We start from the raw sequence: 26,177 nt of genomic DNA, 5'->3' as shown, positions 1-26,177 counted from the left end.
TGTTTTTTAATTAAAATGTTACGTTAAGTCCAACAGCTACACTTTTCTCTCTTGGATACGATAAATATTCCATACCCGCAGATGGCACACCATTTAATGATTTATCAGTATCAACCTCAGGATCTGATCCTGAATAATTTGTAATTACAAATAAATTAGAACCGTTTACATACAAACGAGCTGATTTTATTTTAAATCTCTCTAATGCATTTCCTGTAAAAGTATATCCTAAAGTTAAATTCCCCAATCTGAAGAAATCACCTTTTTCTAAGTATTTAGTTGAAGGTGAATTTGGATCACCTTGTGCTTGCGCAGATGCTGCAGCTTCCTTAGTTACGTTTCTACCCCCAAGTAAAGCACCTTTGAAGAAATAAGCATTCGTTGTGTTATTATAGATATAATGACCAAATGCACCATAAAAAGAAGCACTGGCATCAAAACCTTTGAAAGTAAGGTTCGTCGAGAGACCAACATTAACTTTTGGCAATGGTTGTTTCTCTAATATTGATTTAGCAGCTGTTCCTAGACCAGTATTATTACCTGCCGCATCAGCATATATAGAATTTCCATTAGCATCATATCCTCTCCATTCATACATATAATATGAATAAATTGGTTTATCATTCGTAATTACCTGTGCATAAGCACCGGACAATCCTTGACCGTTTAATCCCCCTGTAGAAACAAACCCAGCAAAATTTGTCATCTTATTCTCTAAGAAAGATGCATTTCCTGAGATATCCCAAGTTAAATCTTCAGTATCAATAACCTTATAATTCAATGAAACTTCAATTCCCTTGTTGATTAGATTACCTGGCAAGTTTTTGAAACGTGGTGATGGCGGACCTGGTTGAGTGGCAGCAGCAGGAACTGGGAAAATTAAATCTTTGGTATCTCTTTGAAAATAATCTAACGAACCTGTCAATCTATTATTCAATAACTCAAAGTCTGCTCCAACACCATATGATTTAGTAGTTTCCCATTTCAAATCAGCATTAGCATTACTATCAACACCTAAAGTTCCGTTGTTACCGTATGATGCTCTAGCAATTGCAGAGTTTGGTGAAAATTCTTGATTTCCAGTAATACCGTAATTTCCTCTAACTTTAAAATCATTTACCAATCCTTCCTTACCTTCAACAACTTTGTAAGCGATACCTACAGAAGGGAAGTAATCATATTTATTGTTGAGTCCTAACTTAGTAGATCCATCAGAACGTAAAGTACCAGTTAAGATTAATTTCTTAAATAAAGTAGCATTGATTCTACCAAAATAAGATTGTAATTCTACTCTATTTCTATAAGAAGAAACTCTAAATTCGTTTTGCAAACCACCTTCAATATTATCAATAAGATTAGTTTGTGCATTATCATATCCTTTTCCTCTAGCACCACTTCCATCAGCAGTGTAGTCATAATAAGAATAACCAACTAATGCATCTAAGTTAAAATTATCACTAAAATCATTGTTGTAATTCAACGTATGTTCAAAAGTTTTGTTAAACTTATTTTGACTAGCAATATTAGCTTGACCATACTTTACATCTGTAGAGCCAGGAACAGCTGCAGTAGCAACATCTAAAATACGCATTGTTGGCAACAATTGACTTTTTCTAGTCGAAGTTGAACTTTCTATACCAAATAAGAATTGGTATTTCAATTTACTATTGATTTTCCAAGTCGTATTGATACTCCCTAACAATTTATTGGTGTTGGTATAATCTTTGTAAGAATTCAATAATTCTACTGGATTTAAATAAGTATTACTTATTGAATTATACGAGCCATTGGCTTTATAAATAGGCAATGTAGGGTTCCAATATAAAGCAGTACCTATTATATTTCCAATAAAACCAGCGTCATTAGATAAAATAGTAGTTTCATCTTTCAAAGAAGCATATATAACTCTTGATTCTACTTTTAAAGCCCCACCAAAGAAATCGTTAGAATTGTAAAAAGAGGCAGAATATTTATCCAATCCCGTGTTTTTTACAATACCATCTGTGTTAGAAGCTCCAAAAGAGATTCTTGTGTTTGAATTTTCAGTTGTTTTGCTAAAAGACAAATCATGGTTCATTGCAAATCCACTTCGTAGAACTGCATCTTTCCAATTATAATCTCTTGAACCCTTGTCATCTCCACCAGCTGCTACAAACTCATTTGCGCTCATAACATTAAACTTACCTGACATTTTACTGAATTGCACTGATGTACTGTAAGTCAATTGAGGCTCCTTAGATTTTCCTTTTTTGGTAGTGATTACAATAACCCCATTTGCACCACGAGAACCATAAATAGCGGTAGAAGATGCATCTTTTAAAACACTAATACTTTCGATATCATTTTGATTCACAAAGTTTAATGGATTTTTTGCAGATGAAGCACCCAGTAGGTTATCCCCACCAGCAGAAACATTTCCTCCATCCAATGGCACTCCATCAATAACTATAAGCGGACCATTTCCGGAACGAATAGATGAGTTTCCACGAACTCTAATTGCTACACCAGCACCAGGCTCTCCACTTGATTGTGTAACCTGAACACCAGCAACCTTACCTCTTAATAATTGAGCAGGTGATGGCGAAGACACATTATCAAAATCTTTTGCGCCAATTTGATCTACTGCTCCAGTTGCGTCTTTCTTTCTTACAGAACCGTAACCAATAACAACTACTTCTTTCAATTCAGCCGAATCTTCTTTTAATTCCACATTAATTGTACTTTTTCCAGCTACATTTACTTCTTGGCTTTTAAGACCGATGTAACTAAAAACTAAAACTGCGTTTGAGCCAACATTCTTGATAGTAAATTTTCCATCGAAATCAGTTTGCGCTCCGTTTGTTGTTCCTTTAACTAATACAGAAGCCCCTGGAAGCGGACCGCTAGAATCAGACACTGTACCGGACACATCTTGCGAGTAGGTCAGACTAGTACATAGCATCGTTAGAAACACCATCAAGCCTTTTAGTAGACTATTTTTCATACGTAATAAATAAGTTGGTTAATAATTTGTTTTAATGGTTTGTTTTAATGGTTTGTTTTAATGGTTTGTTTTAAAATATCTCGTAAACATAAAACTAATTTTATGACAAAATTAAGAAAATTACAAACTATAACGTTTTCGTTAAACCGAAAACGTTTTCGATTTTAAAATTAAAACTTCAAAATATTAATATTAAAATTATATAAAATTCAAAAAAAAGCGTTAAAATAAACACATTATCGTAATATTACTTGATTTACTAAATTTAAAATCTAAACATCTGTCATAAAAACAGCCTTGAGACGAAAATTGTTGCAGATTCTTTAATACAAAAGCCCTTTTTATACTTATTTGCTAAATAGTTTTTAATTGAAAAATCCTGACTGTCCTACTTCCACATCTTATTTTATTGAAATTCAGGCCTTTTCAGGCTATTCATTTCTAATACTGATTTTATACTAAAAAGGTTGCACGGAGAATTTTGAGTTAGCACCATAAAAAAAAACCACAAATACAATTATTCTAGTCCTTAAGAAAAGATTAACAAGTGCATTCGTGGTATACAATATTGGCTTTATACCTTTATTCTATTGTGATTGTTTTATTATCCATTCCCAATCCAATTATTTTTAAAGATTTCCATTGCTTTGGCAAAAGCCCTTTATTATATTTCAATCCCAAATCTGTTTGCTCCACACCTCCGAAACCATAGATAACAGCTTGAAGCATTGCACCAGCTCCTGTTGCAAAATAGGGATTGTTACTGTTCGCAGATTCTGAAAACACCCCGAAAGGAGGACGGCTATTTGGCAAATAGGATTTCACAAAATAATTATAGGCTTTTTCCTTATCTCCTAATCGTGCATACAAAACTGACAAAACTCCTGAGGCCATTGCCGGCCCATCTTTTTTATCAATTTTTTCGGCATAGTATTCCAAATCTCTTTTTATTTGATCTTTATTTGTGATGACATGCAAAGGATACGCCAATAAGTTAACATCTGCTTGCTTAATAACTTGCCCTTGATATCCTTTGTAATTTTGGGTAATTCCTTTTTCGACATGAATTGTCAATTTTTCTGAAACATCTTTCCATTTGGGATCAATCGGTTCATTCAAAATTGTCGCTGCCTTTATTGTGTTTTTCAGTGATTCTATAGCGGAGGCATTTGTAAAAGCATTGTCATCTATATGTTGCGCATATTCATCAGCTCCTACTACATTTAAAATAGAATAACTCCCATCTTGATTTTTCACTACACGACTTATCCAGAAATCAGCAGTTTCTTTCAGTACGGACCATTCTTTTTTTAACCAAGATTTATCCTGCGTATACGCGTAATAATTCCAGAAAGCTATCGAAACATCAGCGGTAATGTGTTGTTCAAAAATTCCTGTCAATGCCCAAGTTGGGGTGGCCTCTTCACCGGTATCATCAGACTCCCAAGGATACATTGCCCCTTTGTAGCCGTAAATAAATGCTTTTTGTTTCGCTTTTGGCAAACGGTCAGAACGGTAATCTAAACACGATTTTGCCATGTCTGGTTGCAATGCTAAAAGCGTGGGATACATCCAAAGTTCCGTATCCCAAAAAATATGTCCGTTGTATCCTTGCGAAGACAATCCCATCGGTGCAATACTCTGTCTGGTATCAGGACGAATGTAGGAGTACAAATTGTACAAAGCAAAACGCACGCGTTGTTGTGCATCCAGATCGCCTTCAATTTGAATATCACCTGTTTTCCATAATTCAGCCCAAGCCTGTTTGTGTCTACTCAATAATTTATCAATTCCCTCCTGTAGTGCGTATATAGGTTGTCTTTCGGATTCATTCAAAGGATCCGTAACATCTTTTGAAGTGCAAATTCCTCCTGCAACAGCAAATCGATATTTTTTTCCTTTTAGCAATTTTTTAGTAAACCCAACCTCGTTACCAGTTTGTTTTAAAGTTTCACTTTCACCATCAAAAAGAAAAGTTGTCGAAGCCGCGACAGTATATTTCCCGGTTAACGTTTTAGCAGTTGTTCCAAAAACCGGCATTAAGTATTGATTGTCTTTTAAAACACGGAACTGACTTTTAGCGTCTTTCAATTCATCTGGAACAATCATATAATTATTGGCAGTAATTTCGATATCTTTATTTGGTATAATTTCGACAATTGCCATCGCTGAAAAAGGAACTGCTCTGTTAGCCAAAATTGTGTAATGGATCGTCGCCAAATCTTTAAATGAAAATGAAGTGGTACTTGTCCCCTCTTTCATCGAAACCACTTGGCTCCAATTATCAATATTATCGGATTTGATTTCCTGATTATTAATATTCAAATGCAGGTTCAAAAATTCGATTCCTCGAACAATCCTACTGATTCCATTTTCAGGACTACCGTCATAAACCCCATTTAGAATAATTTCTTTGGTTTTAAGAGGGGTATCATCCGTAACTATACCTATTTGACCATTTGCCATAGCCACGCCAAAATAATTTTCTCTAGAATTCGCGAATAAATGCCATTCATCTGATTTGGCTTGACCTATAACAATTGGACTTGCCAAAAGCATGAAAAACAAACTTTTAAATGTTGAAATCATAATTGTATTTTTTTAATAATAGCATCAAACATATATAATTTATTTGTTAAAATATTAAATAGTTCCATATAGTCTACGCAATACAAATCGAAAACGTTTTCGACTTATCGAAAACGTTTTAGATAATTTCAAACTAAATAATTAAAAAAAAGAATCCTATTTTTATACAGCATCTATAAAAATAAATCCTTTTTTAAATGAAGTTCACATCTACTATTTTATTGATTTTACTCCTCTTGGGGACTGCTACATCCTTATTTTCTTGTAAAAAAGGACAAAGCAATGATGTCATTACAATTCATTCTTCTGAAAAAATAGTCTTTGATTCATCAAAAAAATATAAAGAACCCTTTCGTCCACAATTTCATTTTTCACCTGAAAAAAAATGGATGAATGATCCAAACGGAATGGTATATTATAAAGGAGTCTATCATCTGTTTTACCAATATTTTCCAGATGATATTGTGTGGGGACCGATGCATTGGGGACATGCCACAAGCACTGATTTAATCCATTGGACAACTAAAAAAATTGCTTTATTTCCAGATAAATTAGGGATGATATTTTCCGGAAGTGCCGTTGTAGATCTACATAATACTTCAGGTCTGGGAACAAAAGAAAATCCACCGATGATTGCCATCTTTACCTATCATGATATGGAAGGTGAAAAAGCGGGCAAAAAAAATTATCAAACTCAAGGATTAGCGTATAGTTTAGATAATGGCGAAACTTGGTTAAAATATAGCGGAAATCCAATCATAGAAAATGCTGACCAGAAAGATTTCAGAGACCCCAAAGCATTTTGGAATACTGAAACTAATCGTTGGAATCTGGTTTTAGTGGCCGGCGATCATGCCCAGTTTTACACTTCACAAAATTTAATTGATTGGAAATTCGAAAGTGACTTTGGACAAAACCTAGGTGCTCACGGTGGGGTTTGGGAATGCCCCGATATTTTTAAATTAAAAGTTGCAGGCTCCAATGAGGAAAAATGGGTTTTATTAATTAGCATAAATCCAGGCGCACCTAATGGCGGTTCTGGAACCCAATATTTCATTGGTGATTTTGATGGTAAAAATTTCAAAACGTCTCAAAAAGAAGTTAAATGGGTTGATTACGGAGCTGATAATTATGCCGGCGTTACGTATAACAACACACCAAATGGAAAACGAATTTTCGTAGGCTGGATGAGTAATTGGCTGTATGCCAGAAATACCCCAACCAAAAACTGGAGGAGTGCCATGACACTACCCAGAGAACTTTCACTAATAAAAACTAATGAAAACTATGTACTAAAAAGTACTCCTGTAGAACAGTTCAAAAAACAATTAGTCACTGCCTATTCCAAAGATTTAATAGCTATAAAAGCAAATCAAAAAATCTCCTTTGACTACCCTCATCTAAATCAATCAGAAATACGATTTAAAGCGGTGACAAAAAATTTAAAACTGGTTTTTTCTAACGAAACAAAGGATTCTTTAGTAATAGATTATGAAGCTGAATCAAAAATATTTTCTATTGACAGACGCCATTCGGGAATCGTGAATTTCGAGAAAAATTTCGGAAAAGAAATTCATAAAACCGCGATGCTAAATAATAACTCCGAAACTATGGATTACCAAATTATTTTAGATTGGTCTTCTGTTGAAATTTTCCTGAACGGAGGGATATATACTTTCACCGAACAAATTTTCCCCACAACGCCCTACACGCAATTAAGGATTCAATCCGATGAAGAACAAGAAATTAAAAATTTTACAATAAGGAAAATAAAAGGAATTTGGAAAAACTAATTTCTTTTTACACAAGTTAAAAACTAACCAAAATAACCAAAAACATGAATAACGTCCGAAATTGGTCACTTACCGTTGCAGTCGCGGGATTTTTATTTGGCTTTGACACCGTAGTAATATCCGGAGCGAACCTACCCATCAAAGAATTATGGCACACCACGCCATTATTTCATGGAATTTTCATCATGTCAATGGCATTATGGGGAACGGTTTTTGGTGCATTATTCGGTGGGATTCCCTGTGATAAGTTAGGCCGAAAAAAGACACTTTTTTGGATTGGAATCTTATTTTTAGTTTCGGCCTTGGGTTCAGCACTTGCACCTGATCCATATACATTTTCATTCTTCCGTTTTATTGGGGGGATTGGCGTGGGTGCTTCGTCGGTAGCGGCTCCTATTTATATTTCGGAAATTTCCAGTGCAAAAAACAGAGGAAAACTGGTGGCTCTTTTTCAATTTAATATTGTATTTGGAATCTTAATTGCGTTCTTTTCTAATTATTTATTCGAAGGTTTTGGCGGCATAAACGACTGGCGCTGGATGATTGGAATTGTTGCTTTACCTGCATTGATTTACAGTATTATCGTATTGCAAATTCCAGACAGTCCGCGTTGGTTACTCCTAAAAAAGAGAGATGATGCGGCTGGGTTAAAGGTTCTGGAAATGATTTACTCCAAAGAAGAAGCTTTAGAGAATTTCAATGAAATAAAAAAAGATGTTGTTGATGGCACTGTGAAAGAAACTATTTTTTCAAATAAATATAAATGGCCTGTAATTCTGGCGTTTTTATTGGCGTTTTTCAATCAATTATCAGGAATCAATTTTATCATATATTATGCCCCCGAAATTTTAGAAATGGCAGGATTAGCCTCGAAAGAATCTTTATTAAATTCTATTTTGATTGGATTAACAAATTTAATATTCACTATTATTGGCATGCGATTAATAGATGTTCTGGGAAGAAAACAGCTGATGATAATAGGTTCTATTGGATACATTGCTAGCTTAGGAATGGTTGCTTTAGCCTTTTACACTAATTTAGGCGCTATTGTTTTAATGGTATCCATATTACTCTTTATAGCCTCTCATGCCATTGGTCAAGGCGCTGTAATTTGGGTTTTCATCTCTGAAATATTCCCAAATAATGTTCGTGCCAATGGCCAATCTTTTGGGACAGGAATCCACTGGATTTTCGCGGCTTTAATTACGTTAGCCGGACCAGTCGTTATTGATTTATTCAAAGTAAATCCGTGGCCAATATTTGCCTTCTTTGCCTTTATGATGGTGTTACAATTGGTATTCGTTTTGTTTATGATGCCCGAAACCAAAGGATTATCCCTAGAAGAGCTAGAACATAAAATGCTTAACCATGAATAATATCAAAAACCCCAGTGTTGTATGTTTTGGAGAAGTGTTGTATGATGTTTTTCCAACCCATAAAAAAATTGGCGGAGCCCCCTTGAATGTTGCACTTCGATTGGCTTCGTTAGGAGTACATGCTCAAATAATAAGTCGGATTGGCTCTGATGAAATTGGCTCTGAATTATTGCACTTTATCAAAAAAAATGGAATCCCTACTAACACCATTCAAATTGACCCTGCTTACTCTACAGGTGAAGTTATCGTTGCATTAAATGAAAAAGGGTCGGCATCCTATACCATAAATGCTCCTGTAGCTTGGGATAAAATAGAATGCAATCCGGAAATCGAGAATATAGTAAAAAAAGCAGATGCTTTCGTTTATGGAAGTCTTGCTTGCAGAGATTTAATTTCATTCAACACTTTATTGGAATTAATCAATTACGCAAAATATAAAATATTCGACGTCAATTTACGCGCCCCATTTTACACCAAAGAAGTCCTTATTAGATTAATGCTACAATCCGATTTCATAAAATTTAATGATGAGGAATTATATGAAATAAGTGCTTTTCTGAACTCACCGTATCATTCATTAGAACAAAATATACTTTTTATCGCTGAGCATACGAATACAAAACACATCTGTGTAACCAAAGGAAGCCATGGAGCCGTACTCTATTACGATGGAAAAATGTACTACAACAGCGGTTATAAAATTGACGTTGTAGATACTGTAGGTTCCGGAGATTCCTTTTTGGCGGGGTTGCTGAGTAAATTGTTAAACAATGATGAGCCACAATATGCAATAGAATTTGCATGCGCTTTGGGTGCAATTGTAGCAAAAAATGAAGGTGCTAACCCCAAAATAACAGACAAAACAATTCTTGCATTTATGAATCCCATAAAAAAAATTCCTAAGGTTAATACCCCAATCATTTAAATTTATGAAACTGAAATTCACAAAAATTACATCATTTGGACTGCTCCTTCTTTTGGGTTGTTTTTCAAGCAAACCCATACTAGCTCAGAAAAAAAATTCTCCAAAAGAAAAAAATTGGTAGAAAGAAGCCATTGTTTATCAAATATATCCTAGAAGTTTCAAAGATAGTGATGGCGATGGAGTTGGAGATTTAAAAGGGATCATTTCTAAACTTGATTATGTAAAAAGTTTAGGGATAGATGCGGTTTGGCTCAATCCCATTTACACGTCACCGAATGATGATAACGGTTATGACATCAGCGATTATCGTGAAATCATGAAAGATTTTGGAACAATGGCAGATTTTGATCTTTTGTTAGAAGAGATGCACAAACGAAAAATTAAACTCATCATGGATTTAGTGGTGAATCACAGTAGTGATGAGCACGAATGGTTCAAACAATCCAGAAGTTCCAGAGACAATAAATACAGAGATTATTACCATTGGTGGCCAGCCGAAAAAAGAAAACCACCGTATAGATGGAGCTTTTTTGATGTGAATAGCGAAGCTTGGAAATATGATGCACAAACGAATTCCTATTACCTTCATTATTTTTCACAGAAACAACCCGATTTAAATTGGGAAAACCCAAAAGTTAGAAATGAGGTTTATGATATCATGAAATTTTGGTTAGACAAAGGCATTGATGGCTTTAGAATGGACGCTTTTCAGTTTGCTTCAAAAGATACCACTTGGCCAGAATTACCCAAAGGTTATGAAAAAAACATCATAAAATACTATGGAGTTGGCCCCAACTTGCATAACTATTTACAAGAAATGAACAAAGAAGTTTTCAGCAAATATGATGTCATGACAGTTGCCGAAGGTGCCGGAAGTTCTCCTGAAGATGCTTCACTTTTTGTAGATCCCGAGCGCAAAGAATTGAACATGGCCTACCATTTTGAAAGTGTTGATATTGGTAAACATCTACATGATTTTGGTCTTGTAAAGTACAAAGATATTTTTTCTCGATATGATACCGCCTTTAAGGACAAAGGATGGCTTTCCATTTTCCTTGGCAACCACGATCAACCAAGAATGGTGAGCAAGTTTGGTAATGACACCCCTGAATTTCGAGAAATTTCTTCAAAGATGCTTTCTACCTTTATAATGACAATGCGAGGAACTCCATATTACTATTATGGAGATGAATTAGGAATGAACAGTATACGATTCGATTCGATAGAGGACTATACTGATGTGGATACGCGCAACAAATACATTGGTTTAAAAAACAGAGGTGGTGATTTGAAAACCTTTCTAGAAGGCCAGAAACAAACATCCAGAGAAAACGGAAGAACCCCTTTTCAATGGGACAGAACTAAAAATGCAGGTTTTACCTCAGGAACACCCTGGTTAAAAGTAAACCCAAATTACGACACCATTACTTTTGAAGCACAAGAAAAAGATCCAAATTCAGTCTTAAATTATTTTAGAAAATTAGTACAATTACGTAAAAAAGAGCCAACGCTTGTTTATGGAAAATACACATTATTAGACAAAGAAAATCCAAATGTATTTGCTTACACAAGAGAACTGGATGGCAAAAAACTATTGGTGTTGTTAAATTTTACTGACAAAATCAGTACGTATAACATTGGAATTTCCACTGCCAAATCAATCATAATTTTAGACAACTACGCTAGAACTAAAAAATTAAAAAACAACACTTTGCTCCCTTACGAAGCCATTATTATAGCGCTCAAATAATAATTAAACAACAACAAATTAGATCAAAAGGATGATTCCTAATTAAACTGCTTCTTGAAAAACGAATTTGCAATAAATAAATTGTAAATTCGTTTTTCAAGAAGCAGTTTTTTAGCTTTTACCACCAGTTATCAAACCATGAATAACCCCACTCTAAAAGAAATTGCATTGCAACTCGGAATCTCAATAACCACCGTTTCAAAAGCGTTGAAAGGGTATTCAGATGTGAGTGAAAAAACAAAGAAAGCGGTTGTCGATTTAGCGCATCAGCTGAATTACAGCCCCAATAGTTTTGCAGTAAATTTAAGAACTAAAGAGTCCAAAACAATTGGTCTGATAATCCCTACCGTTATACATAATTTTTTTTCGAATGTAATTGAAGGAGTTCTTGAAGAAGCCGAGAAAAGAGACTACATGGTTATCCTTTTACAGTCAAATGAAAAATTGGAGCTTGAAAAAAAACAAATTGATCTTTTATTAAATAAAAGAGTCGATGGAATTTTAATCTCTTTATCAAACGAGACTGGCGAATTTGAACATTTAAAAGCTATTCTTTCTCACAATACACCTCTTGTCCTTTTTGATAAAATTGCGAAGCTTGTTAATTGTTCAAAAGTGACTATAAATGATAAAAAAGCAGCTTATGATGCCGTTTCTTATCTAATAAAAAAAGGATATAAAAAAATTGCACATTTTAGAGGTTCCTATTTACCCCAAAATTCTATTGACCGATTTTTAGGTTACAAAAAAGCATTAGAAGATCATAATATCAGCTATGATTCGTCTTTGGTTTTTGTATGTGACAACAACATGGATTTTGAAGATGGTTATGAAAATGCTAAAAAAGTAGTTGATACACATCCGGAAATCGATGCTATTTTTGCAGTAACTGACTTAGTTGCGATAGGAGTTATTAAATATTTGAATGAAGTGGGTATTGCAATACCAAAACAAATTGCTGTTTTTGGGTTCAGCAATTGGTTTATGTCAAGTGTAATAAGTCCTAAACTTTCAACAATTGACCAACCTGGATTTGAAATTGGACGAAAATCCGCTTCTATTTTATTTGATGAAATTACTTTAAAAAAGAACAATTCACCTGTAGTTTTTCAATCTATTGAATTAGAAACAAGCATAATTGTAAGAGAGTCAACTTAAAATTTTAATCATTTAATAAAACACTAAACCTCAATTTGTTTAATTTAACTGATCTGTATTAATTTGTTTTTTTTGGTAAAAAAAAATAGGAATAAGATAAAAATCAATATCTTGTAAAAGAATTTATGAAAGTATCGCCTTTTTTTACGAACATAAATTAAAAATAAAGACTCATCAAGTCTTAAAGAGAAACCGTTTCTGAGAAAACTATTTTTCATAATTAAATACGTAGAAATTCCATTCATGAAAGACATTACTCTTAAAGAAATTGCAACGAAATTAGGGATTTCAATAACTACTGTATCTAAGGCTTTGAAAAATTATCCAGATGTTAGTGCAAAAACTAAACAGGCAGTAATTCACCTTGCCCAAAAATTACACTACACTCCCAATAGCTTTGCTGTGAATTTAAGAACTAAAGAGTCTAAAACAATCGGTTTAATTATTCCTGAAGTAGTTCACCATTTTTTTTCGAATGTAGTAAATGCCATTATCGATGAAGCTGAAAAAAACGGCTATTTAGTTATCATTTTACAATCCAATGAAACTCTTGCATTAGAAAAAAAACAAGTAGAATTGCTTATAAACAAAAGAGTGGACGGTATTATTATGTCACTATCCAATGAATCAAATAACGACGATCATATAAAGGATATAATCAATAGAAATATTCCTTTTGTTATGTTTGACAAGATTGCAAAGCTTTCCAAATGTTCAAAAATAATAATAGATGACCAAAAAGCAGCCTTTAATGCCACTCAACATTTAATAGATAATGGTTGCAAGAAAATCGCACACATTCGCGGCCCGTTAAACCCTCAGAATGCTATTGATCGTTATATTGGCTACAAAAAAGCATTAGAAAAAAACAACATTCTTTTTGACACAAAATTGGTTTATACTTGTGAGAGCGTGACTTTTGAAGAAGGAAGAGATTTTGCAAAGCAAATCATAAAGGAACACCCTGATGTAGACGGTATCTTTGCTATAACAGATTTAGTTGCTGTAGGAGTTTTATCTTATTTCAACGACAATCAAATCAAAGTTCCACATCAAGTGGCAGTAATTGGCTTCAGTAATTGGTTTATGTCACAAGTCCTCACCCCAAAATTAAGTACTGTAGACCAACCAAGCCATGAAATGGGAATTGAATCTTTTAAGTTACTACTGGAAGAAATGAATTGTCATAAAGAAGGAATTCCTTTTACACCAAGAACTATCGAATTAGATACTAGTATAATTGTTAGAGAGTCTTCTTTGAAAAAGAATCATTAGTCTAAAACACTATTTAAATATGATGCTACTCCAGAAAATTAACATTCCTTTTTACCCCTTGAAACTTTGCTCTTTTAAGTGAAGAATTTTTAAATACTGCTTTAAATGTTTCTTCGGTAATTTCTATCCAATCCTTTTTCGACATGGAAAGTAATTCTGGATTGGGGTTAAATAGAGGTTCATTATGTGCTTTTGAAAACTTATTCCAAGGACAAACATCCTGACACACATCGCATCCAAAAGCCCAGTCATCAAACTTGCCTTTCATCTCTTGAGGAATATTTTCTTTCAACTCTATCGTAAAATAGGAGATACACTTACTGCCATCAACCACATAAGGTGCAACTATTGCCTCCGTAGGACAAGCGTCAATGCAGGCAGTACAGGTTCCACAATGATCGGTTGTAGGATTGTCGTAGTCTAAATCCAAATCAATAATGAGTTCCGCAATAAAGTAAAAAGAACCTACTTTTTGTGTCAGTAAATTGCTGTTCTTCCCTATCCAGCCTAAACCGCTTTTGGCAGCCCAAGCTTTATCGAGTACTGGCGCAGAGTCTACAAAAGCACGTCCAGAAACATCTCCGATTGTTGATTGAATGGAGAATAAAAATTCTTTAAGTTTTTCTTTAATTACAAAATGATAATCCTGCCCGTAAGCATATTTTGAAATTTTATAAGAATCCTGATTTTGTAGTTCTTCAGGATAATAATTTAGCAACAGCGACACAACACTTTTAGCATCATCGACCAATAAAGTTGGATTTAAGCGCTTGTCAAAATGATTTTCCATATAGGACATTTGGCCGTTTCTGTTGTTCTTCAACCAGTTTTCTAAACGTGGTGCTTCTTGTTCCAAGAAACCAGCTTTGGATATTCCACAAGATAAAAAGCCGAGACGTTGCGCTTCGGATTTGATAAATTGCGTGTATGTAGCCTTATGGTTAATGCTTAGTAAAATAGAAGTTAATAAATGGGATTCCCTAGCCCTGATAGCAGCGGCATCCCGCGCTTTTTCAGCGCGGATATAGCGGATAGCAGGAAATAGCTCCTAAAAAAATTAGAATAAACCTCCTTGAATGTTTGTATTTAATTTCCCTAAATGCTTATAGGCTTTATCAGTAACTTCCCTGCCTCGTGGCGTTCTCATGATAAATCCTTCCTGAATCAAAAACGGCTCATAGACTTCCTCGATTGTTTCGCTGCTTTCAGATACGGCTGTCGCCAAAGTTGTCAACCCAACTGGTCCACCTTTGAATTTATCGATAATTGTGGTTAGAATTTTATTGTCCATTTCATCCAGACCATGGGCATCAACATTGAGCGCTTTTAAGGCATAACGGGCAATTTCTATATCAATCGTTCCATTTCCTTTTATCTGGGCAAAATCACGCACTCGACGCAACAAGGCGTTAGCGATACGAGGTGTCCCCCTACTTCTGCCTGCAATTTCTATGGCTGCTTCCATTGATATTGGCATTTTAAATATTGTCGCACTTCTTTCCACGATTGTGGTCAGCAACTCTGTGGTATAATATTGTAAACGGGAAGATATTCCAAAACGAGCTCTCATAGGAGCTGTCAATAAGCCGGAACGTGTAGTGGCTCCAATTAATGTGAATGGATTTAGATTGATTTGAACTGTTCTTGCATTTGGTCCTGATTCAATCATGATATCAATTTTGAAATCCTCCATAGCAGAATACAAATATTCTTCAACAATAGGACTCAAACGATGAATTTCATCAATAAACAACACATCTCTTTCTTCAAGATTAGTCAATAATCCTGCTAAATCTCCGGGTTTGTCTAAAACTGGACCAGAAGTAATTTTGATCCCAACTTGAAGTTCATTAGCAAGAATATTAGCCAATGTAGTTTTTCCTAAACCGGGAGGACCATGAAAAAGCGTGTGATCAAGGGCTTCATTTCGTTGATTTGCAGCTTGGACAAAAACTTTAAGGTTCTCTAATATTTGGTCTTGTCCCGCAAAATCATCAAAAGAAAGCGGTCTTAATTTTTTTTCAAGATCAAGTTCTTCCGAATTGTAACTGTTTGATGTTGGGTCTAAATTTTCATTCATGTAACAAAGATAGCAAAGCAATTTTGAATTATAAATTATAAATTTTAAATGCCATAAAAATTAAAAAAATTACTTAGCAAAAGAATACTACGAAGACTGAGTACTACCAAAAAGCCATAAAAAAAGCCTCTACTTTCGCGAGGCTTTTCTTTATATTTTTAGTGGTGTAAAACTTCTTCACCTTCTTTCATTGGAACGTTTTGAGGTACAAAATCCACATCGTGTGCAGGATTACTGTAGTCATAAGGCCAACGATATACATGAGGAATTTCACCTGGCCAGTTACCGTGCATGTGTTCAACCGGTGCTGTCCATTCTAGTGTATTCGATTTCCATGGATTCATTACAGATTTTTTACCGTAGAAAATACTACTAAAAAAGTTATATAAGAAAACCAATTGAAAAACTCCACCAATTAATGCAAATGTTGTAATCAAAACGTTTACGTTTTGTAAATCATCAAATAATGGAAAGTTTGTGTTTGTATAGTAACGTCTTGGTAAACCAGCTAATCCGATAAAGTGCATTGGGAAGAAAACTCCATAAGCACAGATTGCAGTTACCCAAAAGTGTACATAACCAAGGTTTTTATTTAACATTCTTCCGAACATTCTTGGAAACCAGTGGTAAATACCAGCAAACATTCCGTAAAGAGCAGAAATACCCATTACTAAGTGAAAGTGAGCTACAACAAAATAAGTATCATGAACATTAATATCAAGTGTACTGTCTCCAAGAATAATTCCTGTCAAACCACCTGTAATAAATGTAGAAACTAAACCAATTGAAAACAACATAGCCGGATTCAACTGTAAATTTCCTTTCCAAAGTGTTGTGATGTAATTAAACGCTTTTACAGCTGAAGGGATAGCAATCAATAATGTTGTAAAGGTAAATACAGATCCCAAAAATGGATTCATACCTGAGATAAACATGTGATGACCCCAAACAATTGTTGATAAAAAAGCAATTGCTAAAATTGACATAATCATCGCTCTGTAACCAAAAATTGGTTTACGTGAATTTGTTGCAATAACTTCCGAAGTAATACCCAAAGCAGGTAATAAAACGATATAAACCTCAGGGTGTCCTAAGAACCAAAATAAGTGTTCGAATAATACTGGTGAACCTCCTTGATAATGTAAAACTTCTCCAGCTATATAAATATCAGACAAGAAGAATGAAGTTCCAAAACTTCTATCAAAAATCAACAATAATGCTGCAGATAAAAGAACCGGAAAAGAAACGATACCAATAATTGCCGTTACAAAGAATGCCCAAATTGTAAGAGGCAATCTAGTCATAGTCATCCCTTTAGTTCTTAAATTAATTACTGTTACAACATAATTTAAAGAACCCATTAAAGAAGATGCAATAAAGATAGCCATTGAAACTAACCATAATGTCATCCCTAAACCTGAACCAGGGATAGCTTGTGGCAATGCACTCAAGGGTGGATAAATAGTCCATCCTGCAGATGCAGGTCCGGCTTCAACAAAAAGAGAACTAACCATGATTATACTAGACAAGAAAAACAACCAGTATGATATCATATTCATAAAACCAGATGCCATATCTCGTGCACCAATCTGAAGTGGTATTAACAAGTTACTAAAAGTTCCACTTAAAGCGGCCGTTAATACAAAGAATACCATTATAGTTCCATGTATGGTAACTAAAGCCAAATAAATATCATTTGTCATTACTCCGTTAGGAGCAAATTTATCACCAAGTAAAATATTAAAAATTTTAAATGATTCTTCTGGCCATGCTAATTGCATTCTAAATAGCATAGACATTCCTACTCCAATAATTCCCATGATAATACCCGTAATTAGGTATTGTTTGGCAATCATTTTATGATCAATACTAAAAATATATTTAGTAATAAAAGTGTCTTTATGGTGATGTTCGTGTTCGTGATCTATTGCGTGATCGTGACCTTCTGCTGACATATATGTTTACTTTAAATTTTTCTTATTAATTATTTCATGGCCGTTACGGCAACTGCTGCAGTATCTTTTGCTTTTGTAGAATCTGTACCAGATGTTCCATCAGTAGCAGCAGGTTCAGCCATAGCAGCTTTTACTTCACTAACAATTGTAGCTTTATCTTTCAACCATGCTTTATAGTCTTCAGGTGTATCTACAATAATTTTCATTTGCATGTTATAATGAGATGCTCCACAAATTTTATTACAAAGTAATAAGTAATCAAACGTGTAAGGATCTAAAGCAGTTTCGCCCTTAGCTACTAATTCAATACTTTTCTTAGATCTTAAAGCATTTATATTAGCCACTTTTTCTACCATAAATGGCAATTCTCTATATTCTGCTGTAGTGTATATCGGTTCAAAAGCAAATTGTGTAACCATACCGGGAACACAGTTCATTTGTGCTCTAAAGTGAGGCATATACGCTGAATGCAAAACATCTTGAGAACGCATTTTGAAAAGAATTTTTTTACCTTTAGGAATATGCAGTTCCGTTACAACAATATCATCTTGTGCATATGGATCAGCTAAATCAACACCTACAGCGTTTACTCCTTCAATAAATCTAACATTAGCTTTACCTAATACATTATCATTACCTGAATATCTAGCTTTCCAGTTAAACTGTTGTGCATACAATTCAATAACTATTGTATCCTCATCTTCATCAACAAACATAATATTTGTCCAAGCAAAAAGACCATAAAGAATCAATCCTGCCAAAACTACAGCCGGAATAACACTCCAAATAGCTTCTAACTTATTATTATCTGCAAAATAAAGTGCTTTTTGATCTTTTTTACCTCTGTACTTGAAAGCAAAATAATGCAACAAAACTTGAGTTATAGCCTGAACTATAAAGATAAGAACCCATGTAATATTCATCAAATTATCTACTTCACCACCATGTGCTGAAGCTGGTGTATGAAGAACAAGAGGTCCCCATTTAAACAATCCGTAAATTGAAAAAATATAAATGAAAGCTAAAAACCCAAACATCAAATAACCTTGAACGTTATTGTCGTTATCTGTAGCTATTTCTGAACTATCTGAATTAGATCCAACTTGCGTCAGGTCGAATATTTTAGTCAATTGCCATAAAGCAACAGCTAATAAAACTAAAACTATAATTACCAACAAACTTGTCATCTGTTTTTTTCTTTAAATATTAATAATGAAAATGTTTACTTTCTCCTATGAAAGGATTTCTTTTTGCTAACAAAGGAGCTTTAGTTAACGCTGTAAAAACAACATAAATAAATAACCCTAAGAAGAAAAGAACCGATGCTATTTCTGGTACACCAATAAACCATCTGTCTCCTACAGTTCCCGGCATAATCATATTAAAGAAATCAATATAATGACCTGCTAGTATCACAATTCCTGCCATAACTAGTACCCATGTAATTCTTTTGAAATCTGTATTAATTAATATTAATAAAGGGAATAAAAAATTCATTACAACAGCACCAAAGAATGGAAGATTATACAATTCAATTCTAGTAATAAAATACGTTACCTCTTCAGGAATATTTGCATACCATATCAACATGAATTGTGAGAACCATAAATACGTCCAGAAAACACTTAATCCGAACATGAATTTTGCTAAATCGTGTATATGACTTGTATTTACATGTTCTAAATATCCTCTAGATTTTAGGTACAAACTAATTAAAGCAATTGTAGTAACTCCACTAACAAAGAAGCTAGAAAATACGTACCAACCAAACAATGTACTAAACCAGTGAGGATCAATAGACATTATCCAATCCCAAGACATTATAGACTCAGACACGATGAAAAAAACTAAAAACATTGCTGAAATATTGAAGTTTTTCTTGTAAAATGAGTCATCATTTGCTTCGTCTTGCGCTAAACAGTTTTTTCTTGAAAAATACTGATATAAACTCCAACCAGTCAAAAATATAGCGGCTCTAATAATCCAAAAAGGAAAATTTAAATAACCAGTTTTATTAGCTATCAGTTTATCATTTGCAACAACTTCAGGATCTAACCATATAAAAATGTGATTAAAATGCAAACCACACAATATTAGAATAACAAAAAAGATAACAGAACCAACAGGTAAATAAGATGTTATACCTTGCATAACTCTAAATAATACTGGAGACCATCCAGCCTGAGCTACTTGTTGAATTGCATAAAATACTAAAACCCCAAGAGAAACAAGCATAAAGAAAATACAAGCAACGTATAAAGCAGACCAAGGTTTGTTTTGTAGTTGGTGCAAAACATGATTCAAATGCTCCTTATGTTCCGCTTCTTCACTAACATCATGACCCTCTTTTTTAACAGCTGCTTCAGCGTGAACTGGTTCAGCATGCGTTGCATCAGCAACTTTAGTAGTGTCATCCGTTGGAGCTACAGCTTCATGAGATTCTTCTGTTTTTTTCTCTTCTGTAGCTTCGCTATGGGCAGCAACAGCTTCATGCGAAGGTTCAGCAGCAGCTGTCGCTTCATGTTTAGCTTCACCATGACCACCATGACTTTCGGCCGCAAGAAGCTTTTCAACTTCTTGAATATCTTTAGGTGCAGTTAAAAAACCATATCCAATTCCTAAAAGACCTACAGCCATTAAGATGAAAGAAAAAGTTTTTAATTTACTTGAAAATGTATACATATCTATTACGATCAGTTTGTTCAACAATTATAATTCGCTTTTTAGTTTTAGAACATAGTCAGTAACTAACCAACGTTCATGGGCACTCAATTGGTTAGCATGTGAACCCATTGAATTTAAACCATAAGTTATAACATGAAAAATACTTCCTTCAGTGATAACTCTATCTGCATAACTTGGTACACCTAGAAATTTTTCTCTTTCCACAAGCTTTCCTTTACCGTTTCCAGAAGCACCATGGCAACTGGTACAATAGATTTCAAAAAGTTCTTTTCCTTTATCAGAGTCTCTGCTTAAAGAATCCAAAGGAGATTTAAGATTTGCTTTTGCTAACTCATACCCAGCGGTAGAATTTTCATATTCAAAAGGCTCAAATCCTCTGTTAATAGTTCCTTCAGCTGGAAGTTGACCTTCTTTACCGTCTTTAAATGCATTTGATTCAGAATAAGTTTCATACCCTACTGACTCATACATATTTGGAAAATACTGATAGTTTGGTTCCGCATTATTATGGCAAGATGAAACTAAAATAGTTATGCCAAATAAAAGTGTTATTTTATATACGCTTTTCATATCTATAATTAATGCTTTTCTATTACTTTAACTTCTACAGCTCCCGTGCTTTGGAAAAAAGAAATTAATTCTTCTTCATTATCATTTACAGCAACTTCCATTAAAAAATGGTCATCTGTAGTTCTTACATCTGGATTTTCTGCTTCTTTGAAAGGCCATAATTTACTTCTCATATAAAAAGTAATAACCATTAAGTGAGCTGCAAAAAATACAGTAAGTTCAAACATAATTGGAACAAAAGCCGGCATGTTTTCAATATAACTAAAACTTGGCTTTCCACCAATATCTTGTGGCCAATCTTGAATCATAATATAATTCATCATAGCTGTTGCTACCGAGATTCCAACACAACCATAAAGAAAAGCACAAATAGCTAATCTTGTAGGTGCAATTCCCATAGCTTTATCCAAACCGTGAACCGGGAATGGAGTAAAAACTTCTTCAATATGATGATGAGCTGCTCTGGTTTTTTTAACCGCATCCATCAATATATCATCGTCATTATAAATGGCGTATATTACTTTATTACTCATGATGTGAATCTTTATTTGCTTCTCTTTCTCTTTTGTAATTATCTCCAGTTCCTTTCAAAATTGTTTTTACCTCTGCTTGTGCAATTACAGGGAATGTTCTTGAATACAATAAGAACAATACAAAGAAGAAACCTATTGTTCCAATGAAAATTCCAATATCAACAAATGTAGGTGAAAACATTGTCCAAGAAGATGGTAAATAATCTCTATGTAGCGAAGTTACTATAATTACAAATCTCTCAAACCACATTCCAATATTTACAACTATCGAAATTATAAACGAGAACATGATACTTGTTCTTAATTTTTTGAACCACATGAATTGTGGAGAAAAAACATTACAAGTCATCATTGACCAATATGCCCACCAGTAAGGTCCGGTAGCTCTGTTTAAGAATGCATATTGTTCGTACTCTACACCAGAATACCATGCAACAAATAATTCAGTTATATAGGCAACCCCCACTATAGAACCTGTAATCATGATAACGATATTCATCAACTCAATGTGCTGAACTGTTATGTAAGCTTCTAGATTAGATACTTTTCTCATAATGATAAGCAACGTATTTACCATTGCAAATCCTGAGAAAACCGCTCCAGCAACAAAGTACGGAGGGAAAATTGTAGTGTGCCATCCTGGTATAACGGATGTAGCAAAGTCCATCGATACAATAGTATGTACCGAAAGTACAAGTGGAGTAGCTAAACCTGCAAGTACCAAAGATACTTCTTCAAAACGTTGCCAGTCTTTTGCTCTACCGCTCCATCCAAAACTTAATATAGAATACACTCTTTTATTAAAAGGAGTAATAGCTCTATCACGTAACATCGCAAAATCAGGTAATAAACCAGTCCACCAGAATACTAATGAAACTGAAAGATACGTTGAAATCGCAAATACGTCCCAAAGTAATGGCGAGTTAAAGTTTACCCAAAGAGAACCAAATTGATTCGGAATTGGTAAAACCCAATAGGCTAACCATGGACGTCCCATGTGAATGATCGGAAATAAACCTGCTTGAATAACCGAGAAAATTGTCATTGCTTCTGCAGAACGGTTAATTGCCATTCTCCAACGTTGACGGAAAAGTAATAATACCGCCGAAATAAGTGTTCCTGCGTGACCAATACCAACCCACCAAACAAAGTTCGTGATATCCCAAGCCCATCCTACAGTTTTATTTAATCCCCATGTTCCAATACCTGTAGATACGGTGTAAATTATACAGCACAATCCCCAAAGGAAGGCTATTAATGCGATTGAAAATACAATCCACCAATGTTTGTTTGCTTTACCTTCAACAGGCGCAGCTACATCTACAGTTACATCGTGATAAGATTTATCACCTATAACTAAGGGTTTTCTAATGGTTGCTTCGTAGTGAGACGACATAATCCTTTATATTGATTCTTAATTAATTATTTTTTGTACTAGGTATTTCTAACTTTAACGTGATAGATTACATTTGGTTTTGTTCCAACATGCTCCAATAAATGATACATTCTTTCGTCAGCAGCTAATTTAGTCACTTCGGCTTCTTTATCATTTACATCTCCAAAAATCATTGCTCCAGTAGAACAGGCATTTGAACATGCAGTTTGGAATTCACCATCAACGATTGCTCTTCCTTCTCTTTTTGCTTTCAAAATTGTCGCTTGTGTCATTTGAATACACATCGAACATTTCTCCATAACTCCACGAGAACGAACATTAACATCTGGGTTCAATACCATACGCCCTAAATCGTCATTCATATGATAATCAAATTCACTGTTTTTGTTATACAAGAACCAGTTAAAACGACGCACTTTATACGGACAGTTGTTAGCGCAATAACGCGTTCCAACACATCTGTTATAAGCCATATGGTTTTGACCTTGACGAGAGTGTGAAGTTGCAGCAACTGGACAAACTGTTTCACAAGGTGCATGATTACAATGTTGACACATTACAGGTTGAAAAGATACTTGTGGGTTATCACCCGCTTTTTCCATTTCATTAAATGTAGACAATGAACTTGATAAACCTGCGATATTTTCTTTTCTTTCGTTATCTCCTTCAAAAGTACTTTCAGAAGAATAATATCTGTCAATACGCAACCAGTGCATATCACGACTTCTTCTAACTTCTGATTTTCCAACAACAGGAACGTTGTTTTCAGCATGACAAGCAATTACACAAGCACCACAACCGGTACAAGCGTTCAAGTCAATAGAAAGATTAAAATGGTGACCTGTTGAACGATCAAAAGAATCCCATAAATCTACTTTAGTTGCTTCAACCAGTTTGTGATCCAATGAAACCATTGGTTGTTCGTTCCACTCTTTAGCATCTTTTGTATTAAATATCTCTAAAGAAGTTTCTTTTATAATATCGCCTCTCCCCATTAATGTTTTCTGACCTTGAACACAAGCAAACTCATGTTCTCCTCCAGCTTTCGCCAATGTTACAGACTGTACATTATTAAAACCTTTATATAAAGAGTAGGCATTTAAACCCACCATCATTTCTTCTTTCAAAGCCGCTTTACGACCGTACCCTAATGCTAAACCAATAGTTCCAACAGCTTGACCTGGCTGAACTATTACCGGAACATTTTCTAATTTAACACCATCAGCAGTAGTAATAGTTGCATAACTTCCGTTCAAACCACCATTTGCTACAATTTCATTAGAAAGTTCATATTTCTTAGCATCAGCATTCGAAACAGTAACATAATTATCCCATGATACTCTTGTAATTGGATCCGGAAACTCTTGCAACCAAGGGTTATTAGCTTGTTGTCCATCTCCCATACCTGTTTTAGTATATAAAACAAGTTCCAATCCTTGAGAAGCTTTTGATTTTGCCAAAGCATTTGCAGCGGCACTATAATCAGCAGAACCCGCAGATACAGCTGGAATAACTCCAACATAAACACCGTCATGTAAAACTTTGTTCCAAGAAGAACCAGCTATTATTGTTGATGCATTAGCCTTAATATAATCGTAGAATGTACCTGTAAGTCCATTTAAAGACAACAAGACATCTTGAAATTGTTTTGTAGTAAAAAGAGGGCGAATTGCAGGCTGAGTAATTCCATAAGTACCTTTTGTAATACTTACATCATTCCATGATTCTAAATAATGAGGAACAGCAGCTGCAATAGTACTTACTAAAGCAGTTTCATCTTCTTTTAAAGAAAATGCCACTGATGTTTTTACTTTTTTAAGTCCTTCAACAAAAGAAGCACTATCCGCTAGAGTATAAACAGGATTAACACCACTCATCATCAAAGTATGAACGCTTCCAGCTTTCATATCATTGATTAATTGAGCAACTTTTGCATTAGATCCCTTTCTGATTTGTCTAACTCCAGAAGTACTGAAAGCTTCACTTGCCAACACTTGGTTGATAGCCAAAACTAACAGCTGAGCATTTTTATCTTGAATACCTGATACCAATACTCCTTTTGAACCAGCAGCTTTCAATTGTTGAGCTGCTTTTGTAACTTCTGCTTTAAATTTATCTTCTAAACTTACAGCAACAGAAGAACCCGTTACAATATTATATATATGAACTAATGCTTGTTTTTGATTAGCCGTAGACATTGGTAAACGCTTATCAGCAGCAGCACCAGACAAAGTCATGTTTGCTTCTAATTGGAAATGACGAGACATCTTTCCTGCTTTAGGAATTCTTCCTTTAGCATAACCTGAATCAAATCCTCCACCTTGCCAATCTCTAAGGAAATCAGCTCCAACAGAAACTATAAGTGACGCTTTAGAGAAATCATAATCAACCAAAGCTCTTTCTCCATATACCGTCTCGAAAGCATCTAATGCTTCAGATTCAGATACAGCGTCATAAACAACATGTTTAGCATTTGGATTTTTACCGATAAACTCAGCAATCAATTTTTCAGTTGACGGGCTGGCCAATGTGTTTGTCAAAAGTACCACTTGACCACCTTTTGCAGCAGCATCAGCTATACTTGATTTAATTTTAGCATCAACAGCAGACCAAGTTGAATTTTTACCTTCAATTTTTGGTTCTTTCAAACGCATACTGTCATATAAAGACAGAATAGACGCATGAATTCTTGCATTAGCACTAAACTTAGCTCCCGCAATAGTATTATTATCTATTTTAATAGGACGCCCTTCACGAGTTTTTATCAAAAGATTAGCAAAATCAAATCCATCAAAAACAGAAGTTGCATAATAATCCGCTACTCCAGGAATGATTTGCTCCGGCTGAAGTACATAAGGTATTGACTTGTTCACAGGACCTTCGCAAGCTGCAAGCGTAGCCGCTGCAGTACTAAAACCAACGTACTTTAAAAAATCACGACGTGATGTTGACGAAGATGACAAAGCGTCATTATTTCCTAAAAATTCATCAGTAGGAATTTCTTCAACAAATTCGTTATTTTTAAGCGCCTCAACAATAGAACTATTTTTGTCTAGTTCTTCAACACTTTTCCAGTATTTTTTGTTTGATGACATATATAAATATTAAA

The 26,177-nt window shown here is 34.5% G+C and carries 17 protein-coding genes; 6 read left to right on the top strand and 11 right to left on the bottom strand.

The window, feature by feature from the left end:
* Window positions 1-10 precede the first annotated feature (10 nt).
* The gene (locus tag E0I61_RS04220; protein WP_235832060.1) at window positions 11-2,983 is read right to left on the bottom strand and encodes a SusC/RagA family TonB-linked outer membrane protein; all 2,973 of its coding nucleotides are present in this window, start codon (window positions 2,981-2,983) and stop codon (window positions 11-13) included.
* Window positions 2,984-3,565: 582 nt separating this feature from the next.
* A complete protein-coding gene (locus E0I61_RS04215; protein ID WP_165930171.1) occupies window positions 3,566-5,572 on the bottom strand; it encodes a glycoside hydrolase family 65 protein in 2,007 nt (668 codons plus the stop codon).
* A 197-nt stretch (window positions 5,573-5,769) separates the two neighbouring features.
* Between E0I61_RS04215 and E0I61_RS04210 the strand changes: the two genes are divergently transcribed.
* From E0I61_RS04210 to E0I61_RS04185, 6 genes are all read left to right on the top strand, one after another.
* A complete protein-coding gene (locus E0I61_RS04210) occupies window positions 5,770-7,365 on the top strand; it encodes a glycoside hydrolase family 32 protein (RefSeq protein WP_132069597.1) in 1,596 nt (531 codons plus the stop codon).
* 44 nt (window positions 7,366-7,409) lie between these two features.
* A complete protein-coding gene (locus E0I61_RS04205; protein ID WP_132069595.1) occupies window positions 7,410-8,741 on the top strand; it encodes a sugar porter family MFS transporter in 1,332 nt (443 codons plus the stop codon).
* The gene (locus E0I61_RS04200) at window positions 8,734-9,666 is read left to right on the top strand and encodes a carbohydrate kinase family protein (protein WP_132069593.1); all 933 of its coding nucleotides are present in this window, start codon (window positions 8,734-8,736) and stop codon (window positions 9,664-9,666) included. Before E0I61_RS04205 ends, E0I61_RS04200 begins: the two co-directional genes overlap by 8 nt.
* A 130-nt stretch (window positions 9,667-9,796) precedes the next feature.
* A complete protein-coding gene (locus E0I61_RS04195) occupies window positions 9,797-11,416 on the top strand; it encodes a glycoside hydrolase family 13 protein (protein ID WP_235832066.1) in 1,620 nt (539 codons plus the stop codon).
* A 138-nt stretch (window positions 11,417-11,554) separates the two neighbouring features.
* Window positions 11,555-12,574 (top strand): LacI family DNA-binding transcriptional regulator, encoded by a 1,020-nt coding sequence (locus tag E0I61_RS04190; RefSeq protein ID WP_131990278.1) that lies wholly within the window; start codon window positions 11,555-11,557, stop codon window positions 12,572-12,574.
* A 243-nt stretch (window positions 12,575-12,817) separates the two neighbouring features.
* Window positions 12,818-13,849, top strand: a complete 1,032-nt coding sequence (locus E0I61_RS04185; protein WP_131990279.1) for a LacI family DNA-binding transcriptional regulator — start codon at window positions 12,818-12,820, stop codon at window positions 13,847-13,849.
* 25 nt (window positions 13,850-13,874) lie between these two features.
* Here E0I61_RS04185 and queG read toward each other — a convergent pair whose 3' ends face one another.
* The 9 genes from queG to E0I61_RS04140 all read right to left on the bottom strand — a co-directional run bounded on the left by queG (window position 13,875) and on the right by E0I61_RS04140 (window position 26,163).
* The gene (queG, locus tag E0I61_RS04180; RefSeq protein ID WP_132069591.1) at window positions 13,875-14,795 is read right to left on the bottom strand and encodes a tRNA epoxyqueuosine(34) reductase QueG; all 921 of its coding nucleotides are present in this window, start codon (window positions 14,793-14,795) and stop codon (window positions 13,875-13,877) included.
* Window positions 14,796-14,906: 111 nt separating this feature from the next.
* The gene (gene ruvB, locus E0I61_RS04175) at window positions 14,907-15,929 is read right to left on the bottom strand and encodes a Holliday junction branch migration DNA helicase RuvB (protein WP_099714294.1); all 1,023 of its coding nucleotides are present in this window, start codon (window positions 15,927-15,929) and stop codon (window positions 14,907-14,909) included.
* A gap of 158 nt (window positions 15,930-16,087) precedes the next feature.
* Window positions 16,088-17,884 carry a cytochrome c oxidase subunit I gene (locus tag E0I61_RS04170; protein WP_131990281.1) on the bottom strand — a complete coding sequence of 599 codons (1,797 nt, stop codon included), beginning with the start codon at window positions 17,882-17,884 and terminating at the stop codon, window positions 16,088-16,090.
* Between the two features lie 29 nt (window positions 17,885-17,913).
* The gene (locus E0I61_RS04165; RefSeq protein ID WP_132069589.1) at window positions 17,914-19,071 is read right to left on the bottom strand and encodes a cytochrome c oxidase subunit II; all 1,158 of its coding nucleotides are present in this window, start codon (window positions 19,069-19,071) and stop codon (window positions 17,914-17,916) included.
* Window positions 19,072-19,090: 19 nt separating this feature from the next.
* Window positions 19,091-20,566, bottom strand: a complete 1,476-nt coding sequence (locus E0I61_RS04160; RefSeq protein ID WP_132069587.1) for a cation-translocating P-type ATPase — start codon at window positions 20,564-20,566, stop codon at window positions 19,091-19,093.
* A 27-nt stretch (window positions 20,567-20,593) separates the two neighbouring features.
* Window positions 20,594-21,139 (bottom strand): c-type cytochrome, encoded by a 546-nt coding sequence (locus tag E0I61_RS04155; protein WP_131990284.1) that lies wholly within the window; start codon window positions 21,137-21,139, stop codon window positions 20,594-20,596.
* 8 nt (window positions 21,140-21,147) lie between these two features.
* Window positions 21,148-21,672 carry a DUF3341 domain-containing protein gene (locus E0I61_RS04150; protein WP_132069585.1) on the bottom strand — a complete coding sequence of 175 codons (525 nt, stop codon included), beginning with the start codon at window positions 21,670-21,672 and terminating at the stop codon, window positions 21,148-21,150.
* A complete protein-coding gene (gene nrfD, locus E0I61_RS04145; protein WP_131990286.1) occupies window positions 21,665-23,068 on the bottom strand; it encodes an NrfD/PsrC family molybdoenzyme membrane anchor subunit in 1,404 nt (467 codons plus the stop codon). The genes E0I61_RS04150 and nrfD overlap by 8 nt, the downstream gene beginning before the upstream one ends.
* Before the next feature lie 38 nt (window positions 23,069-23,106).
* On the bottom strand, window positions 23,107-26,163 hold the full coding sequence (locus tag E0I61_RS04140; protein ID WP_132069583.1) for a TAT-variant-translocated molybdopterin oxidoreductase: 3,057 nt from the start codon (window positions 26,161-26,163) through the stop codon (window positions 23,107-23,109).
* Between the last annotated feature and the right edge of the window lie 14 nt (window positions 26,164-26,177).

The organism is Flavobacterium ranwuense, from assembly GCF_004349315.1.
Lineage (GTDB): Bacteria > Bacteroidota > Bacteroidia > Flavobacteriales > Flavobacteriaceae > Flavobacterium > Flavobacterium ranwuense.
Note: the sequence above shows the minus strand (reverse complement) of the source record. Positions and strands in the feature narration are given on the sequence as shown.